Raw genomic sequence first — 21,524 nt, 5'->3', positions numbered from 1 at the left:
GCTTGCGCTACGGCTCGGGGGCGGGGGGGCTGCCGCGGCTGAGCGGGTGCGGGCTTCCGCTACGGCGAGCGAGCCGGGGTTCACTACGGCCCGGCGGGCGCATGCCTCCGGTGCGGTCCGGCTGGCGCAGGCCGGCGCGCATTGGACACGGGGCGGGAGCCGCGACGACTCGACCGGCGCAGCCCCTCACACCCCGACGAGCGGGAGGTTCCGCCAGCGCCCGACGGCACGGCTTCCGCTGCGGCTGGTCAGGCGCGGATTCCCCCAAGCCCAAGAGGCGCGGCGTCCGCCACAGCCGCACCTGCGCGGCTCGCGAAACGGCCAGCGACCCGGGCTTGCACTACGGCCAGGCGGGCGGAGCCCCACAGCAGTGGGCCCACGCACGGCTCCACCGCAGCCGGGCAGCCTCACGGTCCGACCCGGCATGGGCTTCCGCCACGGCTGGGCAAGCGCGGATTCCGCGACGGCCCGACGGGCGCGGATCTCCACCATTCGCCTGGCGCGGACTTCCGCCACGGCCCGGCGAGCGCGGGCTGCCGCTACGGCAGCAGTGGGAGCAGTCCCGAGAGGTCCGCGCGCTCTCCGCTCGCGCTCACCTCGGCGCGGGCGAGGGCGTCTGGCCAGGTCAGGCGTCCGGTGGCCAGGCGGAGCCAGGTCAGGGGAGCCGTTTCCACGACGTTGGGCGGGGTGCCTCGGGTGTGGCGGGGACCCGGGACGCACTGGACGACGGCGTAGGGGGGTACGCGGACCTCGGTGGAGGCGCCGGGGGACTTCAGGGCGAGGGTGTCGGCGAGGACGCGGGTGGCGGCGGCGAGAGCCTGGCGGTCGAGGGGGACGTCGAGACCGCGGGTGGTGAGGTCGTCGGCGCACAGGACCAGGTCGACGAGCCGGGTGACGAGGAAGTCGTCGAGGGTCATGACACCGGAGCCGACGTCCACGGGGTGTCCGGCGGGGTGGGTGTCGAGGAGGTCGCGGAGGCGTGCCTCTACCTCCGCCAACGGGGAATCCGACGCACCCGGCCGCGCTCCCGGTGCCAGGAACCACTCCGCCGGGGTGAGCGTCGGCTTCGCGCCGGTCGAGCGGGCTACGGCGTGCCCGACCTCGGAGAGAGACGCGGCGACCGTCGCCGTCAGCGCACGCACCGGCTCGGAGTCGAGGTCCCGTACGGCGTCCCGCACATGACCGAGCTGGGCGAGGACCGCCGCGCGGGTCTTGGCGGGGTCGTACCTGCGGGGGCGTTTCTTGGCCGGGGGCATGGCGGTGAGCCTATGCGGCACCCGAGCCGACGGGCGCCCGGGCGGCGTGCCCCCGTAGGAACCGTGACCCCGTAGGAACAAGGAGGCTCCCCGCGCCCTCGGGCGGGGAGCCTCCTCCGTCACCTCCGGGTCCCTACGCCAGCAGCGCCGGAATCGTGTTCTCGTGCGCCTCGCGCAGCTCCGCCAGGGAGAGGGCGAACTCGCCCTGGATCTCCACCGAGTCGCCGTCCACGACACCGATGCGCGTGGCCGGAAGCCCCCGCGCGCCGCACATGTCGGTGAAGCGCAGCTCCTCCGAGCGCGGTACGGCGACCAGCGCGCGCCCCGCGGACTCGGAGAGGAGGAAGGTGAACGCGTCCAGACCGTCCGGGACGATCAGCCGCGCACCCTTCCCCCCGAGCAGCGCCGACTCGACCACGGCCTGGAACAGACCGCCGTCGGAGAGGTCGTGCGCGGAGTCGATCATGCCGTCGCGGGAGGCGGAGATCAGGATCTCGGCCAGCAGCCGCTCCCGCTCCAGGTCGACCTTCGGGGGCAGCCCGCCGAGGTGGTCGTGGACGACCTGGGACCACGCCGAGCCGCCGAACTCCTCGGAGGTGTCGCCAAGGAGGTAGAGGAGCTGGCCCTCCTCCTGGAAGGCGACCGGGGTGCGCCGGGCGACGTCGTCGATGACGCCGAGGACCGCGACCACCGGGGTCGGGTGGATCGCCGCCTCGCCGGTCTGGTTGTAGAGGGAGACGTTGCCGCCGGTCACCGGGGTGCCGAGCTGGAGGCAGCCGTCGGCGAGACCGCGCACGGCCTCCGCGAACTGCCACATCACCGCCGGGTCCTCGGGCGAGCCGAAGTTCAGGCAGTCGGAGACGGCAAGCGGCTTGGCGCCGGTCGTCGCCACGTTCCGGTACGCCTCCGCGAGCGCCAACTGCGCGCCGGTGTACGGGTCGAGCTTGGCGTAGCGCCCGTTGCCGTCGGTCGCGATGGCGACGCCGAGTCCGGTCTCCTCGTCCACGCGGATCATGCCGGAGTCCTCCGGCTGGGCGAGGACGGTGTTGCCCTGCACGAAGTGGTCGTACTGCGAGGTGATCCACTTCTTCGACGCCTGGTTGGGCGACGCGACCAGCTTCAGGACCTGCGCGCGCAGCTCCTCGGGGGTGGCCGGGCGGGGCAGCTTGTTCGCGTCGTCGGCCTGGAGGGCGTCCTGCCAGTCGGGGCGGGCGTAGGGACGCTCGTAGACCGGACCGTCGTGGGCGACGGTGCGCGGGTCGACATCGACGATCTTGCCGCCGTGCCAGAAGATCTCCAGCCGGTCGCCGTCGGTGACCTCACCGATGACGGTGGCGATGACGTCCCACTTCTCGCAGATCTCCAGGAAGCGGTCGACCTTCTCGGGCTCGACCACCGCGCACATGCGTTCCTGCGACTCGCTCATGAGGATCTCCTCGGGCGAGAGCGTGGAGTCGCGCAGCGGTACGTCGTCCAGGGTGACGCGCATGCCGCCGGAGCCGTTGGACGCCAGCTCGCTCGTCGCGCAGGACAGACCCGCCGCGCCGAGGTCCTGGATGCCGACGACGAGCTTCTCCTTAAACGCCTCCAGGGTGCACTCGATGAGCAGCTTCTCCTGGAAGGGGTCACCGACCTGCACCGCGGGACGCTTCGACGGCTTGGCGTCGTCGAAGGTCTCGGACGCCAGGATCGACGCGCCGCCGATGCCGTCGCCGCCGGTCCGGGCGCCGTAGAGGATGACCTTGTTGCCCGCGCCGGACGCCTTGGCGAGGTGGATGTCCTCGTGCCGCATGACGCCGATGGCACCGGCGTTGACCAACGGGTTGCCCTGGTAGCAGGCGTCGAAGACGACCTCGCCGCCGATGTTGGGCAGACCCAGGCAGTTGCCGTAGCCGCCGATTCCGGCGACCACGCCGGGCAGCACGCGCTTGGTGTCGGGGTGGTCGGCGGCGCCGAAGCGCAGCGGGTCCACGACCGCGACCGGGCGGGCGCCCATGGCGATGATGTCGCGCACGATGCCGCCGACGCCGGTCGCGGCGCCCTGGTACGGCTCGACGTAGGAGGGGTGGTTGTGCGACTCGACCTTGAAGGTGACCGCGTAGCCCTGGCCGACGTCCACCACACCGGCGTTCTCACCGATGCCGACGAGCATGGCGTCCGACTGGGGCGCCTTCTCGCCGAACTGGCGCAGATGGACCTTGGAGGACTTGTACGAGCAGTGCTCGGACCACATCACCGAGTACATGGCCAGCTCGGCGCCGGTCGGGCGGCGGCCGAGGATCTCGACCACGCGCTCGTACTCGTCCTTCTTCAAGCCCAGTTCGGCCCAGGGCAGCTCGACGTCAGGGGTGGCGGTCGCGTGTTCGACCGTGTCCAGAGGCGTCCGGCTCATGCGTTGACCAGCTTCTTGAGGATCGAGGTGAAGAACGGAAGACCGTCGGTGCGGCCGGTTCCGATCAGCGGCTCGACGGCGTGCTCGGGGTGCGGCATGAGGCCGACGACGTTCCCGGCCTCGTTGGTGATGCCGGCGATGTCGCGCAGCGAGCCGTTGGGGTTGACGTCCAGGTAGCGGAAGACGACCCGGCCCTCCGCCTCCAGTCGGTCGAGCGTGTACGCGTCGGCGACGTACCGCCCGTCCATGTTCTTCAGCGGGATGTGGATCTCCTGGCCCTGGCGGTAGTCGCCGGTCCACGAGGTCTCCGCGTTCTCCACCCGCAGCTTCTGGTCGCGGCAGATGAAGTGGAGGTGGTCGTTGCCGAGCATCCCGCCGGGCAGCAGATGCGCCTCGGTGAGGATCTGGAAGCCGTTGCAGATACCGAGGACCGGAAGTCCGGCCTTCGCCTGCTCGATGACGGACTCCATCACCGGCGAGAAGCGGGAGATCGCCCCGGCGCGCAGATAGTCGCCGTAGGAGAAACCGCCGGGCAGCACCACGGCGTCGACCTGCTTCAGGTCCTTGTCCTTGTGCCACAGCGCGACCGGTTCGGCACCGGCGAGCGTGATCGCGCGCCGGGTGTCACGGTCGTCGAGGCTTCCCGGAAATGTGACGACACCAATACGAGCGGTCACTCCGCCGCTCCCGCGACTTCTTCCACCTTGACGGTGAAGTCCTCGATCACGGTGTTGGCGAGGAAGGATTCCGCAAGATCATGGATGCGGGCGAGCGCGGCCTCGTCGACCGGTCCCGCTACTTCCAGCTCGAATCGCTTTCCCTGGCGGACGTCCGAGATCCCTTCGAAACCCAGACGCGGCAGCGCACGCTGGACCGCCTGGCCCTGGGGGTCGAGGATCTCCGGCTTGAGCATGACGTCGACTACGACGCGTGCCACTGGCACTCCCGGTGTGTGGTGCTGAGCAGGTTCCTTCAGACTACCCGTACAAAATTTCTACGCGAGTAGAGTTGGAGGAAAGTACGTGACCCGCATCACGATCGGGTGTCGAAGACGTGCGCCCGCGAAAATTTCTGGGAAAGTTCTCCAGTCCGTGCGCGACATCTATTGAAGGCGGACACGCGGGCGGTTTTAGTGGGTCTTCCCCTTTCATTGCCGAGCGCTGTACAAATGAATTGGCAATAGCGGATACTCGGCATGTCGTAGCCGGTGAGCCGTATCAACGTGCCGCACGAAGGGACCGATATTCGTGGCGCAAAAAGTCGTGGTCACTCTGTTTGACGACATCGACGGCTCGGAAGCGGCGGAAACGATCGCCTTCGGGCTCGACGGCAGGTCGTACGAGATCGACCTGAACGAAACCAACGCCAGGAAACTGCGCAAGGCGCTCGCGCCCTACGTGGAGGCCGGCCGCAAGCGCGCCCGCTCGGGCAAGGCGTACAAGCAGACCGAGGTCGCCCCCGACCCGTCGGCGGTCCGCGCCTGGGCGCAGGCGAACAAGATGGACGTGCCCGCGCGCGGCCGCATCCCCAAGAAGGTCTACGAGGCGTTCAGCGCCGCCCAGTGAGCCGTGGCGGTTCCTCGGGGCCCGGCCACCGGGCCCTGAGAGTCGCTCACCTGTCCGCAGGGGGAACCGACTTGCGCTACCCCCCTGCCGATCGGCTAATGTCTGGAGCACGCCGAGGGGCAAGGCCGAAAAGCCGAATCCCGAGGACCGTGCGGGTGTAGTTCAGTAGTAGAACACCCCCCTTCCAGGGGGGAGGCGCAGTGTGCGATTCCTGTCACCCGCTCTGGCACCGGTCACAAGCATCCTTTTGGATCAGGTAGGCTGGTGCTCGCACCGATCGGTGGGAGCCGGTCGGGAGCAGTGCGGACGTAGCTCAGTTGGTAGAGCGCAACCTTGCCAAGGTTGAGGTCGCGAGTTCGAGCCTCGTCGTCCGCTCGGGAAAAAGACCTCGGTCCACTGGACCGGGGTCTTTTCGTATGCCCTCGCCCTTCTGACATTTGTCATCCCCGGTGATGACAGCGCGCACTGCCGATCCGCGCCCGTCGCCGGGACGCTGAACTCATGGACAGCGACGAGCAAGAGCACGTGATCGAGGTCACCGACCTGCGGCGCGTCTACGGCACCGGATTCGAGGCGGTGCGGGGCGTCACCTTCTCCGTGGACCGCGGGGAGATCTTCGCCCTGCTCGGCACCAACGGCGCGGGCAAGACCTCGACCGTCGAGCTGCTGGAGGGGCTGGCCCGTCCGGCGGGCGGCCGGGTGCGGGTGTTCGGTCGTGATCCGCACCGCGAGCGTGCCGCCGTACGTCCCCGCACCGGGGTCATGCTCCAGGAGGGCGGCTTCCCCACCGATCTCACCGTCGCGGAGACCGCCCGCCTGTGGGCGGGCTGCACCAGCGGGGCGCGACCGGAGGCGGAGGTGCTGGAGCGGGTCGGGCTCGCCGGGAAGAGCGGCGTACGGATCAAGCAGCTCTCCGGCGGCGAGCGGCGCCGCCTCGACCTGGCGCTCGCCCTGCTCGGCGATCCCGAGGTGCTGTTCCTGGACGAGCCGACGACCGGGCTGGACGCCGAAGGGCGCCGGGACACCTGGGAGTTGGTGCGCGCCCTGCGCGACGCGGGCACCACCGTGCTGCTCACCACGCACTATCTGCACGAGGCCGAGGACCTGGCCGACCGGCTCGCGATCCTGCACGAGGGGCGGATCGCCGCCTCGGGCACCCCGGCGGAGGTCACCGCGGACCGGCCCGCGCGCATCTCCTTCCGGTTGCCCGAGGGCTGGTTCCCCGGTGATCTGCCGCCGCTGGACGAACTCGGCGTGTGCGGACACGAGGTCAGCGGACGGACCGTCCGGCTGAGCACCCGTGAACTCCAGCGCGCCGCCACCGGGGTGCTGACCTGGGCGGAACGGAACCGGGTCGACCTGCACGGACTGGACGTGCGCCCCGCCTCACTGGAAGAGGCGTTCCTCGGGATCGCCGGAGAGCGGGAGGCGGCGGCATGAGCGGGACGGTCATCACGGCGGCGGAGCACCGGAGCCCTTCGTCCGCTCAGCGGCTCACCGCGCTCGCGCGGGCCGAACTCGCCCTCCTCGGACGCAATCGGGGTGTCGTGCTCACCGCGCTGATCGTGCCGCTCACCGTGCCGTTCAGCCTGCGCGGGGCGGTGAACACGATGCACCTGAGGCAGGCGGGGCTCACGATCGGCGCGGTCATGCTGACCGCCGCTCTCGGCTTCACCTTCCTGTTCGCCGTCTACACCGCGCTCGTCAACGCCTACGTCGCCCGCCGCGAGGAACTCGTCCTCAAGCGGCTGCGCACGGGCGAGCTGTCCGACGCCGAGATCCTCACCGGCACCGCCGTGCCCGCCGTGAGTCTCGGTCTCGCCCAGGCGCTGCTGCTGTGCGCGGGCTGCGCGGTACTGCTGCGCACCGGACCGCCGAAGGCGCCGTATCTGACGGTGCTGGGGGTCCTCGCGGGGCTGGTGCTGAGCGCCGCGCTGGCAGCGCTGACCGCCTCCTTCACCCGGAGCGTGGAGAGCGCCCAGGTCACCGCGCTGCCGCTGGTGTTCGTCTCGATGATCGGCTCCGGGATCATGTTCCCCGCCGAGGTGATGCCCGACGGACTCGCCCGGGTCTGCGCGTTCCTGCCGCTCTCCCCGGCGCTGCGGCTGGTGAGCGGCGGTCTGACCGGTTCGATGAGCGCGTACCAGGCGGGGACGGCTGTCGCGGGCGCGCTGGCCTGGGTCGTCGTGGCCGTGTTTGCTGTACACCGGTGGTTCCGCTGGGAACCGCGCCGGTGACTTGGGGGGGGGAGCGGGGATGCTCGGGCACGCGCGGCGACTGCGGCAACGGCACTGGCGGGAGCGGAGCAAGGCGGAGCGGGTCGAGCTGACGACCGTCGTCATGTGGTACCTGACGCCGTGGCTGCTCGCGCTGGTGTGGATGCTGCAGCCCGTCGTCCTCGGGGTGCGCCACACGCCGGTGCCGCTCGTCCTGGGCGCGCTGCTCCTCGTGGCGGGCGCGCTCCAGTGCGCGGACGCCAACCGGCTCACCCGCCCCGCGCTCGACCACTACCTCGGGCGCGGCGAGCTGCCGGGGCGGGCGCTGTGGGTCTCCTGGGCGCTGCTCTTCGTGACGCTCGCGCTGACCCTGGCGCTGGCCGCGCTGGACGGCGCCGAGCCGGTGGCGGTCAAGCTCTCGCTCGGCGCCGCCCTCATGCCGTTCGGGCTGCTGTACGGCATGGTGATGCCGGTGCGGGCCTATCTGCGGGTGGCGGCGGTGCTCACCGTGCTGCTCACGGCGGTGTTCGGGCTCGCCCACCCGGACGGCACCGGCATCCTCGGCACCGCTCTGGTGGCCGTCTTCGGCGCCCTCTTCCCGCTGGCCGCGTGCCGGTGCGGCGCCTGGACGCTCTCCGTGCTCTGGGAGGCGGAGCGGGCCCGGGAGACCGAGGCGCGGCTCGCGGTCGCGGAGGAGCGGCTGCGGTTCGGGCGGGATCTGCACGACGTGCTGGGGCGGAACCTCTCGGTGATCTCCCTGAAGAGCGAGCTGGCGGTCCAACTCGCCCGGCGCGGACGGCCGGAGGCGGTGGAGCAGATGATCGAGGTGCAGCGGATCGCGCAGGAGTCGCAGCGCGAGGTCCGCGAGGTCGTACGCGGCTACCGCGAAGCCGACCTCGCCGTCGAACTCGCCGGTGCACAGGGGGTGTTGACCGCCGCCGGGATCACTTGCGAGGTGCGTGCGGAGACGGCGGAGCTGCCCGCGTCCGTGCAGTCGGCGCTCGGCTGGGTGGTGCGCGAGGCGGCCACCAACGTGCTGCGGCACGGGGACGCGCGGCGCTGCGCCGTCGCGGTGCGAGTGGGCGAGGGGCGCGCGGTGCTGACGGTGGAGAACGACGGCGTGGGCGAGCCGTCCGCGAGCGGCGGCTCGGGGCTCGCCGGGCTGCGCGAGCGGCTGGCTGCCGTGGGCGGCGCGCTGGAGGCGGGACCGGTGGACGGGAACCGGTTCCGGCTGGTGGCCGAGGTGCCGCTGTGCCGTACGGTCCCGGCGGCGGAGGTACGGCACGTGAGCGAGGTCGCCCCGTGAACGGACCGGTACGGCTGCTGCTGGCCGACGACGAGCATCTGATCCGGGGCGCGCTGGCCGCCCTGCTCTCCCTTGAGGACGATCTGCTGGTGGTCGCGGAGGCGGCGAGCGGTCCCGAGGCGCTGGCCATGGCGCGGGCGCACCGGCCCGACGTGGCGGTGCTGGACCTGCAGATGCCGGGCGCCGACGGTGTGAGGGTCGCCACATCACTGCGCACCGAACTGCCGGGCTGCCGGGTGCTGATCGTCACCGGACACGGGCGCCCCGGGCATCTGAAGCGGGCGCTCGCCGCCGGAGTGCGCGGGTTCGTGCCGAAGACGGTGAGCGCCCAGCGGCTCGCGGAGATCATCCGTACCGTGCACGCCGGACAGCGGTACGTCGACCCGGAGTTGGCCGCCGACGCGATCTCCGCCGGGGACTCCCCGCTGACGGCGCGGGAGGCGGAGGTGCTGGAGCTGGCGGCCGACGGGGCGCCGGTCGCGGAGATCGCGGACCGTGCCGCGCTGTCGCCGGGGACCGTGCGGAACTATCTCTCCTCGGCGGTCACCAAGCTCGGCGCGGAGAACCGGCACGCGGCGGTGCGTCTCGCACGGGAGCGGGGTTGGGTATAGTTGGCTCCGCGCCACGGCGCACTGCGGACGTAGCTCAGTTGGTAGAGCGCAACCTTGCCAAGGTTGAGGTCGCGAGTTCGAGCCTCGTCGTCCGCTCCATGAAGAAGCCCCCGGTTCTCACCGGGGGCTTCTCGCGTTACCAGCGGGTGCCGGTCAGGCGCTCGTACGCCTCGATGTACTTGGCGCGGGTCGCCGCCACGACCTCCTCGGGCAGCGCGGGCGGGGGCTGCTCGCTCGTGCGGTCCCAGCCGGAGTCGGGTCCGGTCAGCCAGTCGCGCACGAACTGCTTGTCGTACGACGGCTGGGCGCGGCCCGGCTGCCACTGGTCGGCCGGCCAGAAGCGGGAGGAGTCCGGGGTCAGCACCTCGTCCGCGAGAACGAGGGTGTCCCCGTCGAAGCCGAACTCGAACTTGGTGTCCGCGAGGACGATGCCCCGCTCGCGGGCGATGTCGCGGGCGCGGGAGTACACGGCGAGGGTGGCCTGGCGGAGCTGGGCGGCGGTCTCGGCGCCGACCTGACGGGCGACCTCCTCGTAGGAGACGTTCTCGTCGTGCTCGCCGACCTCCGCCTTGGTGGCCGGGGTGAAGATGGGTCCGGGCAGCTCCGAGCCGTCCTCCAGACCCTCGGGCAGGGCGAGTCCGCACACCGTGCGGGACTCCTTGTACTCCGCGAGACCCGAGCCGGTGAGGTAGCCGCGGGCCACGCACTCGACCGGGACCATGCGCAGCGACTTGCAGACCAGAGTGCGTCCCTCCCAGTCGGCGGGGGCGCCCTCGGGCAGCTCGGTGCTGATCACGTGGTGGGGCGCCAGGTCGCGGAGCTGGTCGAACCACCACAGGGAGAGCCGGGTCAGGACGCGGCCCTTGTCGGGGATCTCGCTGGGCAGCACCCAGTCGTAGGCGGAGATGCGGTCACTGGCGACCATCACGAGGTCGCCCGCCTCGTTCTGGTACAGGTCGCGCACCTTGCCGGTGTGCAGGTGCACCAGACCCGGAACCTCGGTCGGCTCGGGCTTTTCTACGAATCCGGACACGGTTCCTCCCCGTGGTTCTGTCCAACTGCCTCGATTCTCCCGTATACGGCGCAGCGGGTGTCGTCCGGGTGGTCAGTCGCGTTTGCAGATGCGGTCCAGGAGGTTGGCGGTGGCCCGCTGGATGCGGGGGTCCACATGGCCGGGGCGGTCCAGCGCCGGGGACCAGGCGAAGGTGCCGGAGGCGAACACCCAGGCGCCGGAGGGGGCGCGGTAGAGGGAGGTCTCCTGGTGGCGCTTCACGCCGTCGCCGTCGAGGTAGGGGGAGTGCGCGAGGAGGATGCGCTCCTCGTTGTCGGGGAGGGCGGTGCGCGGGAAGTAGCGGTCCGCCTCGCCCGCGACCAGTCCCTCGATGCCGTCGCCCTCGCGGGCGCCGGTCGCCTCCCACAGCCAGTGGTCGGCGTTGCGGACGATCAGGGGGCTGGGTTCGGGGACGCGCCCCGCGTACTGGATGCCGATGAGCTGCTGTTCGGGTCGGTCGACCTCGCGCCAGAGCACCGGCTTTCCGGGACCCTTGCGCTTGCGGCAGGTCAGCAGCCGGTCCGGGACACCGGACGCGGAGGGCGCCAACTCCACCTGCCAGTACATGGTGTTGGCGGACAGGAAGACCAGCGAGGTGCCGTGGTCGCGGGCGTTCTCCACGGCCCGGCGCATCGGCACCGACCAGTACTCGTCGTGGCCGGGGAAGACCAGACCCCGGTAGCGGGTGGGGTCGACGCGGCCCGCGTGCAGATCGCGGGCGTCGGCGTAGGCGAGGTCGTAGCCGTACCGTTCCGCCCAGCGGATGAAGTCGTAGGCGTGACCGACGTGCAGGGGCAGACCGGCGCCCGCGTACGGCCGGTCGAAGGAGACGGTCACGGCGGCGTCCGCCTCGCCGAGCAGCCGGCCCTTCTCGTCCCAGGCGTGGTAGAGGCTGGCGCCGGTGTGACCGTCCTCCGGGTAGAGGTTGTACGCCTGCCAGGTGATGTCGGGCAGCAGCAGGAGGAGGTCGGCGGGCTGGTCGTCGCGGACCGTGAAGGGGATGTGGGAGCGGTAGCCGTCGTGGGTGGTGAGGACGGCAACGTAGGCGCCGACCTGCCACTCCTCGGGGACCTGGAGGCGCCAGGACAGCCACCAGTGGTGACAGGAGACGGTGCGGTCGGCGGCCAGCGGCTCGGGCTGGACGATGCCGGAGAGCCGGGGGCTGTTGGTGATCTTCGCGGCGCCGTGCCCGGCGTAGTGGCCGATGCGGTAGATGTCGACGCTGAACTCCTGCGGCGGGTCGACCGTGATGTGGAAGTCGATCGCCTTGCCGGGCTCGACCGCGCCGGTGGAGGTGAAGCCCTTGATCTGGCGGTGCACGTCGTCGGCCGAGCGGGGACCGGGACCCGCCGAACGGGGAGCGGGGACGCGGGTGCCGCTCGCACGGGAGGTGGTGTGCGGCTGGGTGGTGTCCACGTACCAGGGCACCACGTGACCGGTGTCGTCGAAGTAGGTCTCACTGCCGCGCAGCCAGGGCACCGGGCCCAGACCGAAAGGGTCGGTGACGGCGTGCGCGAGTGCTCCGGACTCCCAGCGGCGGATGTGGTCCGAGGCCATGGGCGCTCCCCTCCCTCATGCCCCCGTTGCCGTTGTGGTGGTGCGGGTGGTGCCGTGTTGCTCGGTGGTGCGCGGTGCTGCTCGGTGCGGGTCTGCTCGGTGTGTCTTATGCCGATGCCATGTGCGTGTCGGTCCCAGCACATCACATAACGCACGGCTCCGGTCACTATTCGTTGTGAATTGGCCTGAAGTGGAAGTCAGTGCTCCGTTATCGGCCGAAGTCAGCCCAGCCGGACCGGCTTCTCCGGACGTATCCCGGCGGCGGCGAGCCAGTCCCGCAGCGGCGCCGGGTCCCCCTCCTCGATCAGGGTGAGGACCCTCGGCTGGAGATCGGCGGCCCGCTTGCCGCCCAGCAGCAGCGTCGGTCCGTCGAGCCAGTCGAGACCCGGGGCGGCTCCCGCGGAGTCGACCGCCGCGCAGCACACCATCGCGGTGACGTGCGCGACGAGCAGCTCCCGGGCGGTCCTCGGCGGCTGCAGCGGGAACAGCGGCAGGGCGCCGTCGTCCCACGACGAGCTGTCCCACCCGAGCCCGGAGGCGGTGGCGCCGTGCGGCACGCCGCTCTCCTCCCGGGCCAGCTCGGCGCTGAGACCGGCGGCGAGGGCGGAGCCGCGCTCGGTGGTGGGGTCGGGGTCGTCGGGGTCGGTGTGCGCCAGGGCGTCGGCGGGGGTGGTCGGTGCGTCGGCGGGGGCGGTCGGTGCGTCGTCGTCCGGCATCCTGCGTCCGGGGACCCCGGGCGGAGCCGCCAGATGGTCCAGGACCCGGGCCAGGGTGGCGCCGCCCGGAGCCGGGGGACGGTCGGGGAGGGCGTCCAGGACGCGGTGGAGGCGGGCCGCCTCCGCGCGCCAGGTGCGATCGACGACCTCCTCCGGGTAGGCGTGCCAGTCGACCGGGGACCACTGGGGGACCGGACCCGCCGGGGCTCCGTGGAAGAGGCGGGCGGCGAGCAGGGAGACCGCCTCGTCCGCGACCCCCGGCTCCTCCAGGAGGTCGCACGCCGGACGCTCGCCGAGGCGCGAGGTGAAGCCCTCGGCCAGCCGGTCGCGCCGGGACAGCTCGGTCAGCGCCGCGACCACGCCCGCGTCCAGCCGGGAGGGCCAGCGGCCCATCCGCCAGGCGGGCAGCGCCACCTTGGTCAGCAGCCGGTCCCAGCCCGCGTAGGCGAGCCCGACCTGCTCCTGGGCGACGATCCGGGGACCGTAGTCCACCGCCTGCGCCCGCTCGGCCGCCGCCGCGGCGACCCCGCGCTCCATCAGCACCGCGTGCTCCCGGCAGGCGCGCAGCAGCAGCCTGGCCATCCAGCCGAGCGCCCCGCACACCCCCCGGGTCAGCGGACAGCGCCCGCTCGTCGCGGAGACGGCCACCGCCGCGTCCAGACCCCGCACGAAGCGCCGGGCGGCGGCTATGTCCGGGTGCGCGGACGGTCCCGTACCCGCCACGACCGGGGCGAGCACCGCGCGCAGCTCGGCCACCCGCATCCACCACAGGAACGGGGAGCCGATGACGAGGACGGGCGCGGTCTCCGCACGGCGGGGCGCGCGGGGGTCGTCACCGGGGACGGGACCGGGCATCTCGGCGGGGGCGGCGGTCTCCCGCGCCGGAGGTCCGTGCGCCGGGTGCGTGCGCTCCTCCAGCCAACTGTCGCAGTCGGGCGTGAGCGCTATCGCGGACGGCGCGGGCACGTCCAGGCGCTCGGCCAGGTCCCGCACCAGCCGGTACAGATCCGGCGCGGCCCGCTCCGGGACCGGCACCGTGGGCGTCTCGGCCGGTCGCGCGCGGGCCACGACCAGGGCGATGCCGGCCGCCGCCAGCAGCACCACCAGCGCGAAGCCGCCCACGATCCAGCGGGCCAGGTCCCAGCCGGGACCGGCGAACTGGCCGGTGGCACCACCCGTCAGCAGGATCACCTCGGCCGCCGCGGGCAGCAGTGCCACGCCCAGCGCGCGACCCCGGACCCGCAGCACGGCCAGGGCCCGCGAACGCGCGGCCCGCGCGCCCGCCTCCCCACCGATTCCGGTCATGAGCGGAGCTCACCCCCTCCGTGCCGCTCCCGTGCTCTCCTGGCGTTGCCCACTCCCCCACTGTGGCACCCACCACTGACATCGCAATGCCGGTGGGCCAAGTGCCGGAATGCTTGCGCCGCACCATAGTTGGGGCCCCGGCCCCCGTCAGCCGGATAGCTGATTGCTCACTCGATGGAATGGCTTTGGTCAGAGCTGGGTGACAGAAAGCAAAGATCAGGCCCCGGATTCACGCATGTCCGGGGCCTGATCGGAAAAACCTGCGGCTACGCCTCGGCCGCCCGCGCCGCGATGTCCGTACGGTGCTGCGAGCCGTCCAGCCCGATCCGGGTCAGCGCGCGGTACGCCCGCTCGCGCGCCTTCGCCAGGTCCTCGCCGACCGCCGTGACGGACAGCACCCGGCCGCCCGCGCTGACGGTCTCCCCGCCCTCGCTCCGGGTCCCGGCGTGCAGGACGTAGGCGTGCGGGGCGTCCTGCTCCGCGACCTCGTCCAGACCGGTGATCGGGTCGCCGGTGCGCGGGGTGCCGGGGTAGTTGTGGGAGGCGACGACCACGGTGACCGCCGCGTCGTCGCTCCAGCGCAGCGGCTCCAGGTGCCCGAGCGTGCCGTTCGCGGCGGCGAGCAGCACCCCGGCCAGCGGGGTCTTCAGGCGGGCTAGCACGACCTGCGTCTCGGGGTCACCGAAGCGCGCGTTGAACTCGATGACCCGCACCCCGCGCGAGGTGATGGCCAGCCCGGCGTACAGCAGCCCGGAGAAGGGCGTGCCGCGCCTGCGCATCTCGTCCACGGTCGGCTGGAGCACGGTGCGCAGCACGTCGTCCACCAGCTTCGGGTCGGCCCACGGCAGCGGGGAGTACGCGCCCATGCCGCCGGTGTTCGGACCCTCGTCGCCGTCGAGCGCGCGCTTGAAGTCCTGGGCGGGCTGGAGCGGTACGACGCTCACGCCGTCGGTGATCGCGAAGAGCGAGACCTCGGGACCGTCGAGGAACTCCTCGATCACCACGCGCTCGCACGCCGCCGCATGAGCCCGCGCCGCCTCGGCGTCGGACGTCACGACGACCCCCTTGCCCGCGGCCAGCCCGTCGTCCTTGACGACATAAGGCGCGCCGAAGGCGTCGAGGGCGACGGCGACCTCTTCGGGCGTCGTGCAGACGTAGGAGCGGGCGGTCGGCACCCCGGCCGCCGCCATGACGTCCTTGGCGAACGCCTTGGACCCCTCAAGCAGCGCGGCTTCCCGCGAGGGGCCGAACACGGGGATGCCCGCCTCGCGCACGGCGTCGGCGACACCGGCGACCAGGGGCGCCTCCGGGCCGACCACGACGAGGTCGGCCTCCAGCTCACCGGCCAGCGCGGCGACGGCCTTGCCGTCGAGCGCGTCGACCTGGTGCAGCTCGGCCACCTCCGCGATGCCGGCGTTGCCGGGTGCGCAGTACAGCGCGGTGACGTCGGGGTCGAGGGACAGGGAGCGGCACAGGGCGTGTTCGCGGGCGCCGCTGCCGATGACGAGGACCTTCACGGGGGTCAGCCTATCGGCTGGGTTGCCGAACTCCGGAGGGCGGTGAGTTCGTACGATCCCACAAGCGGCCGGGTCGCTCATGGCCGCGCTCGTGGACGCTCACTGGTCGTTGGAGATCTCCTCGACGACCGTGGCGCCCAGCTCCCGCACGATGAGGTCGCGTCCGGAGAGCGCCGACTCGTCCAGGTCGGGGTCGTCGTCCTCGGGGGTGTCGTCCTCGGGCGAGACGTGGCGGACGGGGGCCGGGGTGGGGGCAGGTGCGGGAGCCGGGGGTCTCGCCTCGGGTGCGGCGGAGGACTGCTGCTGCTGTGTGGCGGGCTGGGGTGCGGGGGCGGCGGGGCGCGGGGCGGCAGCCGGGGCGCCGTAGCCTCCGGCGGGCGCGGAGCCGTAGCCCTGCGGGGGGCCGGACGGGGGCGCGGAGCCGCCGCCCGAGGGGTCCACGACCGCGTCGATCTTCCACTGCACGTTGAACTGCTCGGCCAGCGCCTGGCGCAGGACGTCCTCGCTGCCGCCGCTCGTGAAGGTGTCGCGGGCGCCCGCGTTGACGAACGCGATCTGGAGGGTGGTGCCGTCGAAGCCGGTGACCTGGGCGTTCTGGCTGAGCAGGATCCAGGTGAAGCGGCGTCGGTTCTTGACGGCTTCCAGGATGTTCGGCCAGAGGACACGGGGGTCGAGACCGCCGGTGGGGGCGAGGGTCTGGGGCTGGGGCTGGTCCTGGGGCGCGGCGGACGGAGTCTGCGGCTGCTGCGGGCGGCTCGGGGACTGCGGCTGCGACTGCGGCTGGGCGCCGCCGCCACCACCGGCCGGGGTGGCGGTGGGCCAGCCACCGGGGCGGCGACCGCTGCCCGCGGGGGCGGCGGTGGGCCAGGCACCGGGGGCCGGGGCGGAGGCGGCGGGGGCGACCGGGGGCTGGGCGGCGGGCTCGGGAGCCGGGGGTGCCACAGGAGCCGTAGGGGCGGGGGCGGGCGCGGGAGGCGCGACGGGAGCCGGGGCGACGGGGGGTGCGGCTGCGGGCGCGCCCGGGCCCTGTCCCCGTACGGCGGCGCGGGCGGCGGCGGGTCCACCGCCGGGCGGCACCGAAGCTCCCGAGGGCTCGGCCATGCCCATGCCGGGGTGCGCGTCGGGTCCGGGGACGTACCCCATGGCCGGGGCGACGGGGGCGGCACCCATACCGGCTCCGGCACCGGCGGAGAAGTTGACCCCGCGCTCCAGGCGGTCCAGGCGGGCCATGACGGAGCGCTCGTCGCCGTAGGCGGCGGGGAGCATGACGCGGGCGCAGATGAGTTCGAGCTGGAGGCGGGGCGAGGTGGCGCCGCGCATCTCGGTCAGACCCTCGTTGACCAGGTCGGCGGCGCGGCTCAGCTCGGCGGCACCGAAGGTCTCCGCCTGGGCCTGCATCCGCTCCAGGACGTCGGCGGGGGCGTCGATGAGCCCCTTCTCGACGGCGTCGGGCACGGCGGCGAGGATCACCAGGTCACGCAGCCGCTCCAGCAGGTCGGCGACGAAGCGGCGGGGGTCGTTGCCGCCCTCGATGATCCGGTCCACGACCTCGAAGGCGGCGGCGCCGTCACCGGTGGCGAAGGCTTCGACCACGGAGTCGAGGAGGGAGCCGTCGGTGTAGCCGAGGAGGGAGGTGGCCATGGGGTACGTCACGCCGTCCTCGCCGGCACCGGCGAGGAGCTGGTCCATGACGGACATGGAGTCACGGACGGACCCGGCACCGGCGCGCACGACGAGCGGCAGGACGCCGTCCTCGACCGGGATCTGCTCCTTCTGGCAGACCTCGCCGAGGTATTCGCGCAGGGTGCCCGGGGGCACGAGCCGGAAGGGGTAGTGGTGGGTCCGCGACCGGATCGTCCCGATGACCTTCTCGGGCTCGGTGGTGGCGAAGATGAACTTGAGGTGCTCCGGCGGCTCTTCGACGACCTTGAGCAGGGCGTTGAAGCCGGCCGACGTGACCATGTGGGCCTCGTCGATGATGTAGATCTTGTACCGGCTGGAGGCGGGGCCGAAGAACGCCTTCTCGCGCAGCTCACGGGCGTCGTCCACACCACCGTGGGACGCGGCGTCGATCTCGATGACGTCGATCGAACCCGGGCCGTTGCGCGCGAGGTCCTGGCACGACTGGCACTCGCCGCAGGGGGTGGGCGTGGGACCTTGCTCACAGTTCAGACAGCGGGCCAGGATGCGCGCGCTGGTCGTCTTGCCACATCCGCGCGGCCCGCTGAACAGGTACGCGTGATTGACCCGGTTGTTCCGCAGCGCCTGCTGCAGCGGGTCGGTGACATGCTCCTGCCCGATGACCTCGGCAAAGGTCTCGGGTCGGTAGCGGCGGTACAGCGCGAGAGACGACACGCATACGAGGTTATAGGGGAGCACCGACAACCGGCCGCGCGCCGGAACCGGACCGGAAGGCGCCGCAGGTCACAGCCTGGGTCCTGCCCCGCACCCCGGGAAAGACAAGGGCCCCCCACGCACCTGCCAGAGCCGACCTACCCTTGCTGCCTTCCGGCCCTGGGGGAGTTCAGTCAGATAGCACCGCGTGGGGGGCTGCCGAAAGAGTACCCGATCCGGACCGGTGCGAGGTACCTCGCCGAGCCTCACCGCGAGACGTCCCGCACCCCCCGCGAAGACCCCTGGTCCGGACCCCCGCCCGCCCCCTCGGAACGAGGTTCGCGAGCACCCTCCGCGGTCATGTAATGTTTGCGGCGGAGGATTCGCCTAGAGGCCTAGGGCGCACGCTTGGAAAGCGTGTTGGGGGCAACCCCTCACGAGTTCGAATCTCGTATCCTCCGCCAGTGCCTCACCGGGCACGATGTCGATGGGCCCCACCGTTCGCGGTGGGGCCCTTCGTCGTGCTTGGTCTCAGTTTTGGTCTCAGTTGGCGCGAGTGCCCGTCGCGGCAGCGCTTCAGCTGGGTTGCTCACATCTGGAAGGCAGCGCGCAGCTCGTCGTCCCGCAGGAGGTCCAGGACGCCCGGCTCCTCGGCCACGAAGACCCGGGGCGCATCCTCGGACACGGCCTTGTGCAGCGCCGCGTAACAGACGTCGGCGAACGGCTGGGTGCGCATGCGGTAGATCTTGCGGCGCATGTTCCTGACATCGCCGACGGCCCGGGCCTGGGCCCAGCCCCGCAGGTCGTCGGCCAGGTTCAGCCAGGCTTCGGCACGGACCCGTGGACGCTTCCCCTCGTTCAGGCCGCAGACCTTGATGGTCCACTCGCCCTTCGGCGAGCCCTCGACCGGCCGGTAGACGCCGCTGGCGAGCCCAAGGTCCAGGTGCTCGAAGGGGTCCTCGCGGGTCGGGTCGATGAGGAGGGAACCGACGAAGCCGTCGCCGCGGTGCTTGTTGCCCTTGAAGCGTGTGTTGCAGGTGGAGCAGGCCAGCAGGAGGCGTGTCCGGCTGTATTGCGGCCACATCATCGAGACTGACGCGCACTACACGTACCCCGACCCCATCTCTGCTGGGGCATACAGCAAGCGATGCCCTGAGTGCGGGCAAGACAGGCAAACGCTCGTGGCCTTCGAACCCATCGGACCGCGTGCCGAGCCGCCGGAACCAACGGAGCCCACGCCTCCGCCGCCTCCAAAGAAGCTGACACGAGCCCAGCTCGAACGACGCGTTAAGGCCCTGGAAGAGAAGAACGAACGTCTTCGCGGGAAGCTCACCGATTGAAAGGGGACTTGTTCGAGATCTGCTGGTCCGTAGCGTGCCCAGGGCAGCGATACGAACATGGCCCCTTGGTCCCCAAGGTCAGTCAGGAGACAAGAACCGCATCCAGGTACTCCTGTACCGGCTCGAACAGCCCTTCCGGCACGTACTGCGGGATCTCGCCATGGGCGACCCAAGACAGTTCGGCCAGTTCCTCGGTGTCCGCAACGTACGCGGTTCCGTCCAGCACCTCGCAGGCCGTGTACGACATCAGCCGGCCCGTCTTCGGGTGGACCCGCTCACCGAGCAGCTTCACGGCCGCCACGGCCAGTCCAGTCTCTTCCTGGGTCTCCCGCACAGCAGCGTCCTCGCGAGCTTCACCGGGTTCGACTTCTCCTGCCGGGAACTGCCAGGAGAGCTGACCCTCGCTGACCCGGCGGCGAACCATCAGCACGCACCCCTCGTGCACGACGATGGCAGCGGCGATGCCCGGCCGCTCGTCCGTGTTCTGCTGCGTCACGTCTGCTCCTCCGGTGCGGCCAGGATGGGGGTACCGATTGCTGCCGAAGCCCTCCGCCAGAACCACCCAAGCGGCCTTTATGCCCCAGTCCGTCACGCGGTAACCCCACTGACCGCGGGCCAATTCGTTCACGATGCACAACCCCCTTCCTCGCTCGTCCAGCGACCCGATCGCCGCCCCCGCCGAGGCGACTTCCGCCTTGGACGATGCAGCAGCGTAGAGGTCAACGGGCAGAAGCGGATCGCCGTCGTGGATCTCGCAGATGTATCTCCCCGCAGCAGATCGCAGGTGTACCTCGTAAGGGCCGCACGCGTGCTCGTGCGCATTCGCCACGAGTTCCGACACCGCCAGGATCCCGTCGCCGATGACGTCGCTCGACAAACCCAGGTCTTTGAGGACACGTCGCAGAACTGCGCGGGCTTCACCCGTCGGATTGTTGGTGTGATCGGTCCAGCGGTACACGGGGCCGCGAGCGGCGGCAGGCACGCTGATCATCGGACGGCAGACCTCCTGCGAGTGACGTCAGCGGAGGATCCTCCCAGGACGCTGGCGCGGTCGTGCCACAGAGCAACCACGTACCGCCGGAAGCCGGACGGGGCCTTGAGCCCCTGCGTCAGGCGGACCCAGGAGGGGCAGCTCCGGCCACACAGCTGGGGCCACACGCTCAACGATGACCGTCGGTGCCTCTGCCGCTCATGGGCGTTTATGAGGACCGAAGCGGTTGCCTCCCGCTTGCCTTCGCCTCTCGCCATCGCGTCGCTGCAAGTATGGGCCGGTGAGTGATGACGTGTTGGGGCGCTGGGTGCCGGATCGTCCCGAGGAACTGGCCACGATCTTCACCAAGGCGGACTTCTCCTGGTGGATCGCCGGTGGATACGCGATCGAGCTGGCGGTCGGTCATGAACTACGCCCGCACGGTGATCTCGACGTCCTAGTCCTCCGGCGTGACCAGGCCCGCGTTCGTGATCTCCTGGCCGGCTGGGACCTGTACGTGGCAGACCCGCCCGGTCAGGGGAAGCTGCGACCGTGGCGTCCTGGAGAGGTCCTTCAACCGCCGCTCCACGACATCTGGTGCCGCCGGACGCCGGAGGCACCCTGGTCGGTGCAGCTCATGCTGGACGAGGCAGAAGGCACCCAGTGGGTCTCACGGCGCAACCCGGAGGTCCGACGCCCGATCGACCAGCTCGGGAGGACGAGCGAGAAGGGCGTCCCGTATCTCGCGCCCGAGGTACAGCTCTTCTACAAGGCGAAGGCGACCAGGGACAAAGACGAGATCGACTTCGAGGCGGCGCTGCCGATCCTGGGGGAGTCGCAGCGCGTCTGGCTGGCGGATGTCATCAGGGTGATCGCGCCGGACCACCCCTGGCTCCGGCGGCTCCTGCCGGTCAGCCGAACGTGAGCAGCGGGACGTCGTAGAGGTCGGGATTCCGGGGCCGGGTCATGGTGGGCGACGTGACCTCCACGATCAGGAGTTCGCTGAGGAACTGGACCTTGGCGCTGAGGAGATGACTCGTCCTGCCGTCGGCCGACTGAGCCTTCAGGCCGGCGGAGACGTGGATATGCGGGAGTATCTCGCCGGTGGCCGGGTCGTGGGCGAGGGTTCCGGCGCCGAACGCCTCGACGTTGGTGACGTACGTCTTCGCCCAGACCGGTGCGTCCGGGTCCGCGAGCTTCTCACAGGCGCCCACGATCTCGGCCTCTGCGAAGGCGCCGATGAACGAGGGGACGTAGCCCTGGCGTACGCCGTTGTCCCGGCAGAAGATGGTCAGCGCCTCAAAGAAGTCCTCCCCGTGGTCGAAAGTGACCCCGAAGGTACGACCGACGGTCAGCTCGTGAGCACGCATGCTGGGGTGTCTCCTGAC

At 71.5% G+C, this 21,524-nt stretch carries 18 protein-coding genes, 4 tRNA genes, 1 other RNA gene and 1 pseudogene; 10 read left to right on the top strand and 14 right to left on the bottom strand.

Annotation, left to right across the window (positions count from 1 at the left end):
* Window positions 1-539: 539 nt before the first annotated feature.
* The 4 genes from IF655_RS02670 to purS all read right to left on the bottom strand — a co-directional run bounded on the left by IF655_RS02670 (window position 540) and on the right by purS (window position 4,585).
* Window positions 540-1,256 (bottom strand): sterol carrier family protein, encoded by a 717-nt coding sequence (locus IF655_RS02670; RefSeq protein ID WP_199581786.1) that lies wholly within the window; start codon window positions 1,254-1,256, stop codon window positions 540-542.
* A gap of 133 nt (window positions 1,257-1,389) precedes the next feature.
* Window positions 1,390-3,648 carry a phosphoribosylformylglycinamidine synthase subunit PurL gene (gene purL / locus IF655_RS02665; RefSeq protein WP_199581784.1) on the bottom strand — a complete coding sequence of 753 codons (2,259 nt, stop codon included), beginning with the start codon at window positions 3,646-3,648 and terminating at the stop codon, window positions 1,390-1,392.
* The gene (purQ, locus tag IF655_RS02660; RefSeq protein WP_199581782.1) at window positions 3,645-4,325 is read right to left on the bottom strand and encodes a phosphoribosylformylglycinamidine synthase subunit PurQ; all 681 of its coding nucleotides are present in this window, start codon (window positions 4,323-4,325) and stop codon (window positions 3,645-3,647) included. Before purQ ends, purL begins: the two co-directional genes overlap by 4 nt.
* Window positions 4,322-4,585: a phosphoribosylformylglycinamidine synthase subunit PurS gene (gene purS, locus IF655_RS02655; RefSeq protein WP_199581780.1), complete on the bottom strand. Its 264-nt coding sequence runs from the start codon at window positions 4,583-4,585 to the stop codon at window positions 4,322-4,324. The genes purQ and purS overlap by 4 nt, the downstream gene beginning before the upstream one ends.
* A 310-nt stretch (window positions 4,586-4,895) precedes the next feature.
* Here purS and IF655_RS02650 point away from each other — a divergent pair, with 310 nt between their 5' ends.
* The 8 genes from IF655_RS02650 to IF655_RS02615 all read left to right on the top strand — a co-directional run bounded on the left by IF655_RS02650 (window position 4,896) and on the right by IF655_RS02615 (window position 9,445).
* A complete protein-coding gene (locus IF655_RS02650) occupies window positions 4,896-5,213 on the top strand; it encodes an Lsr2 family protein (protein ID WP_199581778.1) in 318 nt (105 codons plus the stop codon).
* 151 nt (window positions 5,214-5,364) lie between these two features.
* Window positions 5,365-5,436 (top strand) — tRNA-Gly (locus IF655_RS02645).
* A 79-nt stretch (window positions 5,437-5,515) separates the two neighbouring features.
* A tRNA-Gly gene (locus IF655_RS02640) sits at window positions 5,516-5,588 on the top strand.
* A gap of 126 nt (window positions 5,589-5,714) precedes the next feature.
* Window positions 5,715-6,653, top strand: a complete 939-nt coding sequence (locus IF655_RS02635) for an ABC transporter ATP-binding protein (RefSeq protein WP_199581777.1) — start codon at window positions 5,715-5,717, stop codon at window positions 6,651-6,653.
* Entirely contained in the window at window positions 6,650-7,450 is an 801-nt protein-coding gene (locus tag IF655_RS02630) for an ABC transporter permease (RefSeq protein WP_199581775.1), read from the top strand. Before IF655_RS02635 ends, IF655_RS02630 begins: the two co-directional genes overlap by 4 nt.
* Window positions 7,451-7,469: 19 nt before the next feature.
* Window positions 7,470-8,735, top strand: coding sequence for a sensor histidine kinase (locus IF655_RS02625; protein WP_199581773.1), 1,266 nt, complete (start codon window positions 7,470-7,472; stop codon window positions 8,733-8,735).
* On the top strand, window positions 8,732-9,346 hold the full coding sequence (locus IF655_RS02620; RefSeq protein WP_199581771.1) for a response regulator transcription factor: 615 nt from the start codon (window positions 8,732-8,734) through the stop codon (window positions 9,344-9,346). Before IF655_RS02625 ends, IF655_RS02620 begins: the two co-directional genes overlap by 4 nt.
* Before the next feature lie 23 nt (window positions 9,347-9,369).
* Window positions 9,370-9,445, top strand: a tRNA-Gly gene (locus IF655_RS02615).
* A gap of 37 nt (window positions 9,446-9,482) precedes the next feature.
* On the opposite strand, the gene IF655_RS02610 is transcribed toward IF655_RS02615, so the two are convergent.
* The 6 genes from IF655_RS02610 to ffs all read right to left on the bottom strand — a co-directional run bounded on the left by IF655_RS02610 (window position 9,483) and on the right by ffs (window position 18,047).
* On the bottom strand, window positions 9,483-10,379 hold the full coding sequence (locus tag IF655_RS02610) for a phosphoribosylaminoimidazolesuccinocarboxamide synthase (RefSeq protein WP_199581769.1): 897 nt from the start codon (window positions 10,377-10,379) through the stop codon (window positions 9,483-9,485).
* 72 nt (window positions 10,380-10,451) lie between these two features.
* Entirely contained in the window at window positions 10,452-11,954 is a 1,503-nt protein-coding gene (locus IF655_RS02605; RefSeq protein ID WP_199581767.1) for a N,N-dimethylformamidase beta subunit family domain-containing protein, read from the bottom strand.
* A 221-nt stretch (window positions 11,955-12,175) separates the two neighbouring features.
* Entirely contained in the window at window positions 12,176-13,975 is a 1,800-nt protein-coding gene (locus IF655_RS02600) for a hypothetical protein (protein ID WP_199581765.1), read from the bottom strand.
* Window positions 13,976-14,241: 266 nt separating this feature from the next.
* Window positions 14,242-15,492 carry a phosphoribosylamine--glycine ligase gene (purD, locus tag IF655_RS02595; protein WP_199581763.1) on the bottom strand — a complete coding sequence of 417 codons (1,251 nt, stop codon included), beginning with the start codon at window positions 15,490-15,492 and terminating at the stop codon, window positions 14,242-14,244.
* Between the two features lie 99 nt (window positions 15,493-15,591).
* Window positions 15,592-17,847: a DNA polymerase III subunit gamma and tau gene (locus IF655_RS02590; RefSeq protein WP_199581761.1), complete on the bottom strand. Its 2,256-nt coding sequence runs from the start codon at window positions 17,845-17,847 to the stop codon at window positions 15,592-15,594.
* Between the two features lie 103 nt (window positions 17,848-17,950).
* An RNA gene (ffs, locus tag IF655_RS02585) (signal recognition particle sRNA small type) lies at window positions 17,951-18,047 on the bottom strand.
* A gap of 155 nt (window positions 18,048-18,202) precedes the next feature.
* Here ffs and IF655_RS02580 point away from each other — a divergent pair.
* Window positions 18,203-18,290 (top strand) — tRNA-Ser (locus IF655_RS02580).
* Window positions 18,291-18,415: 125 nt separating this feature from the next.
* Here the strand turns inward: IF655_RS02580 and IF655_RS02575 are convergent.
* From IF655_RS02575 to IF655_RS02565, 3 genes and pseudogenes are all read right to left on the bottom strand, one after another.
* Entirely contained in the window at window positions 18,416-18,913 is a 498-nt protein-coding gene (locus IF655_RS02575; RefSeq protein WP_199581760.1) for a hypothetical protein, read from the bottom strand.
* 335 nt (window positions 18,914-19,248) lie between these two features.
* Complete coding sequence (locus tag IF655_RS02570) at window positions 19,249-19,662, bottom strand: NUDIX hydrolase (protein ID WP_199581871.1); 414 nt, start codon at window positions 19,660-19,662, stop codon at window positions 19,249-19,251.
* A gap of 129 nt (window positions 19,663-19,791) precedes the next feature.
* Window positions 19,792-20,157: pseudogene (locus tag IF655_RS02565) on the bottom strand (ATP-binding protein); the annotation flags it as partial.
* Window positions 20,158-20,437: 280 nt separating this feature from the next.
* On the opposite strand from IF655_RS02565, the gene IF655_RS02560 reads away from it, so the two are divergent.
* Complete coding sequence (locus tag IF655_RS02560; RefSeq protein WP_374100158.1) at window positions 20,438-21,061, top strand: nucleotidyltransferase domain-containing protein; 624 nt, start codon at window positions 20,438-20,440, stop codon at window positions 21,059-21,061.
* Here IF655_RS02560 and IF655_RS02555 read toward each other — a convergent pair.
* Complete coding sequence (locus IF655_RS02555) at window positions 21,048-21,506, bottom strand: PPC domain-containing DNA-binding protein (protein ID WP_199581759.1); 459 nt, start codon at window positions 21,504-21,506, stop codon at window positions 21,048-21,050. The two genes, IF655_RS02560 and IF655_RS02555, sit on opposite strands and share 14 nt — an antisense overlap.
* Between the last annotated feature and the right edge of the window lie 18 nt (window positions 21,507-21,524).

The sequence above is a fragment of the Streptomyces sp. DSM 110735 genome, from assembly GCF_016482685.1.
Classification (GTDB): Bacteria; Actinomycetota; Actinomycetes; order Streptomycetales; family Streptomycetaceae; genus Streptomyces.
The sequence above is the reverse complement of the archived record's forward strand: the minus strand, read 5'-3'. Positions and strand labels throughout refer to the sequence as shown.

Coding starts and splice junctions, on each gene's coding strand:
- IF655_RS02670 (WP_199581786.1), bottom strand. CDS start 1,256: ATGCCCCCGGCCAAGAAACGCCCCCGCAGGTACGACCCCGCCAAGACC.
- purL (WP_199581784.1), bottom strand. CDS start 3,648: ATGAGCCGGACGCCTCTGGACACGGTCGAACACGCGACCGCCACCCCT.
- IF655_RS02635 (WP_199581777.1), top strand. CDS start 5,715: ATGGACAGCGACGAGCAAGAGCACGTGATCGAGGTCACCGACCTGCGG.
- IF655_RS02630 (WP_199581775.1), top strand. CDS start 6,650: ATGAGCGGGACGGTCATCACGGCGGCGGAGCACCGGAGCCCTTCGTCC.
- IF655_RS02625 (WP_199581773.1), top strand. CDS start 7,470: ATGCTCGGGCACGCGCGGCGACTGCGGCAACGGCACTGGCGGGAGCGG.
- IF655_RS02605 (WP_199581767.1), bottom strand. CDS start 11,954: ATGGCCTCGGACCACATCCGCCGCTGGGAGTCCGGAGCACTCGCGCAC.
- IF655_RS02600 (WP_199581765.1), bottom strand. CDS start 13,975: ATGACCGGAATCGGTGGGGAGGCGGGCGCGCGGGCCGCGCGTTCGCGG.
- IF655_RS02575 (WP_199581760.1), bottom strand. CDS start 18,913: ATGATGTGGCCGCAATACAGCCGGACACGCCTCCTGCTGGCCTGCTCC.
- IF655_RS02555 (WP_199581759.1), bottom strand. CDS start 21,506: ATGCGTGCTCACGAGCTGACCGTCGGTCGTACCTTCGGGGTCACTTTC.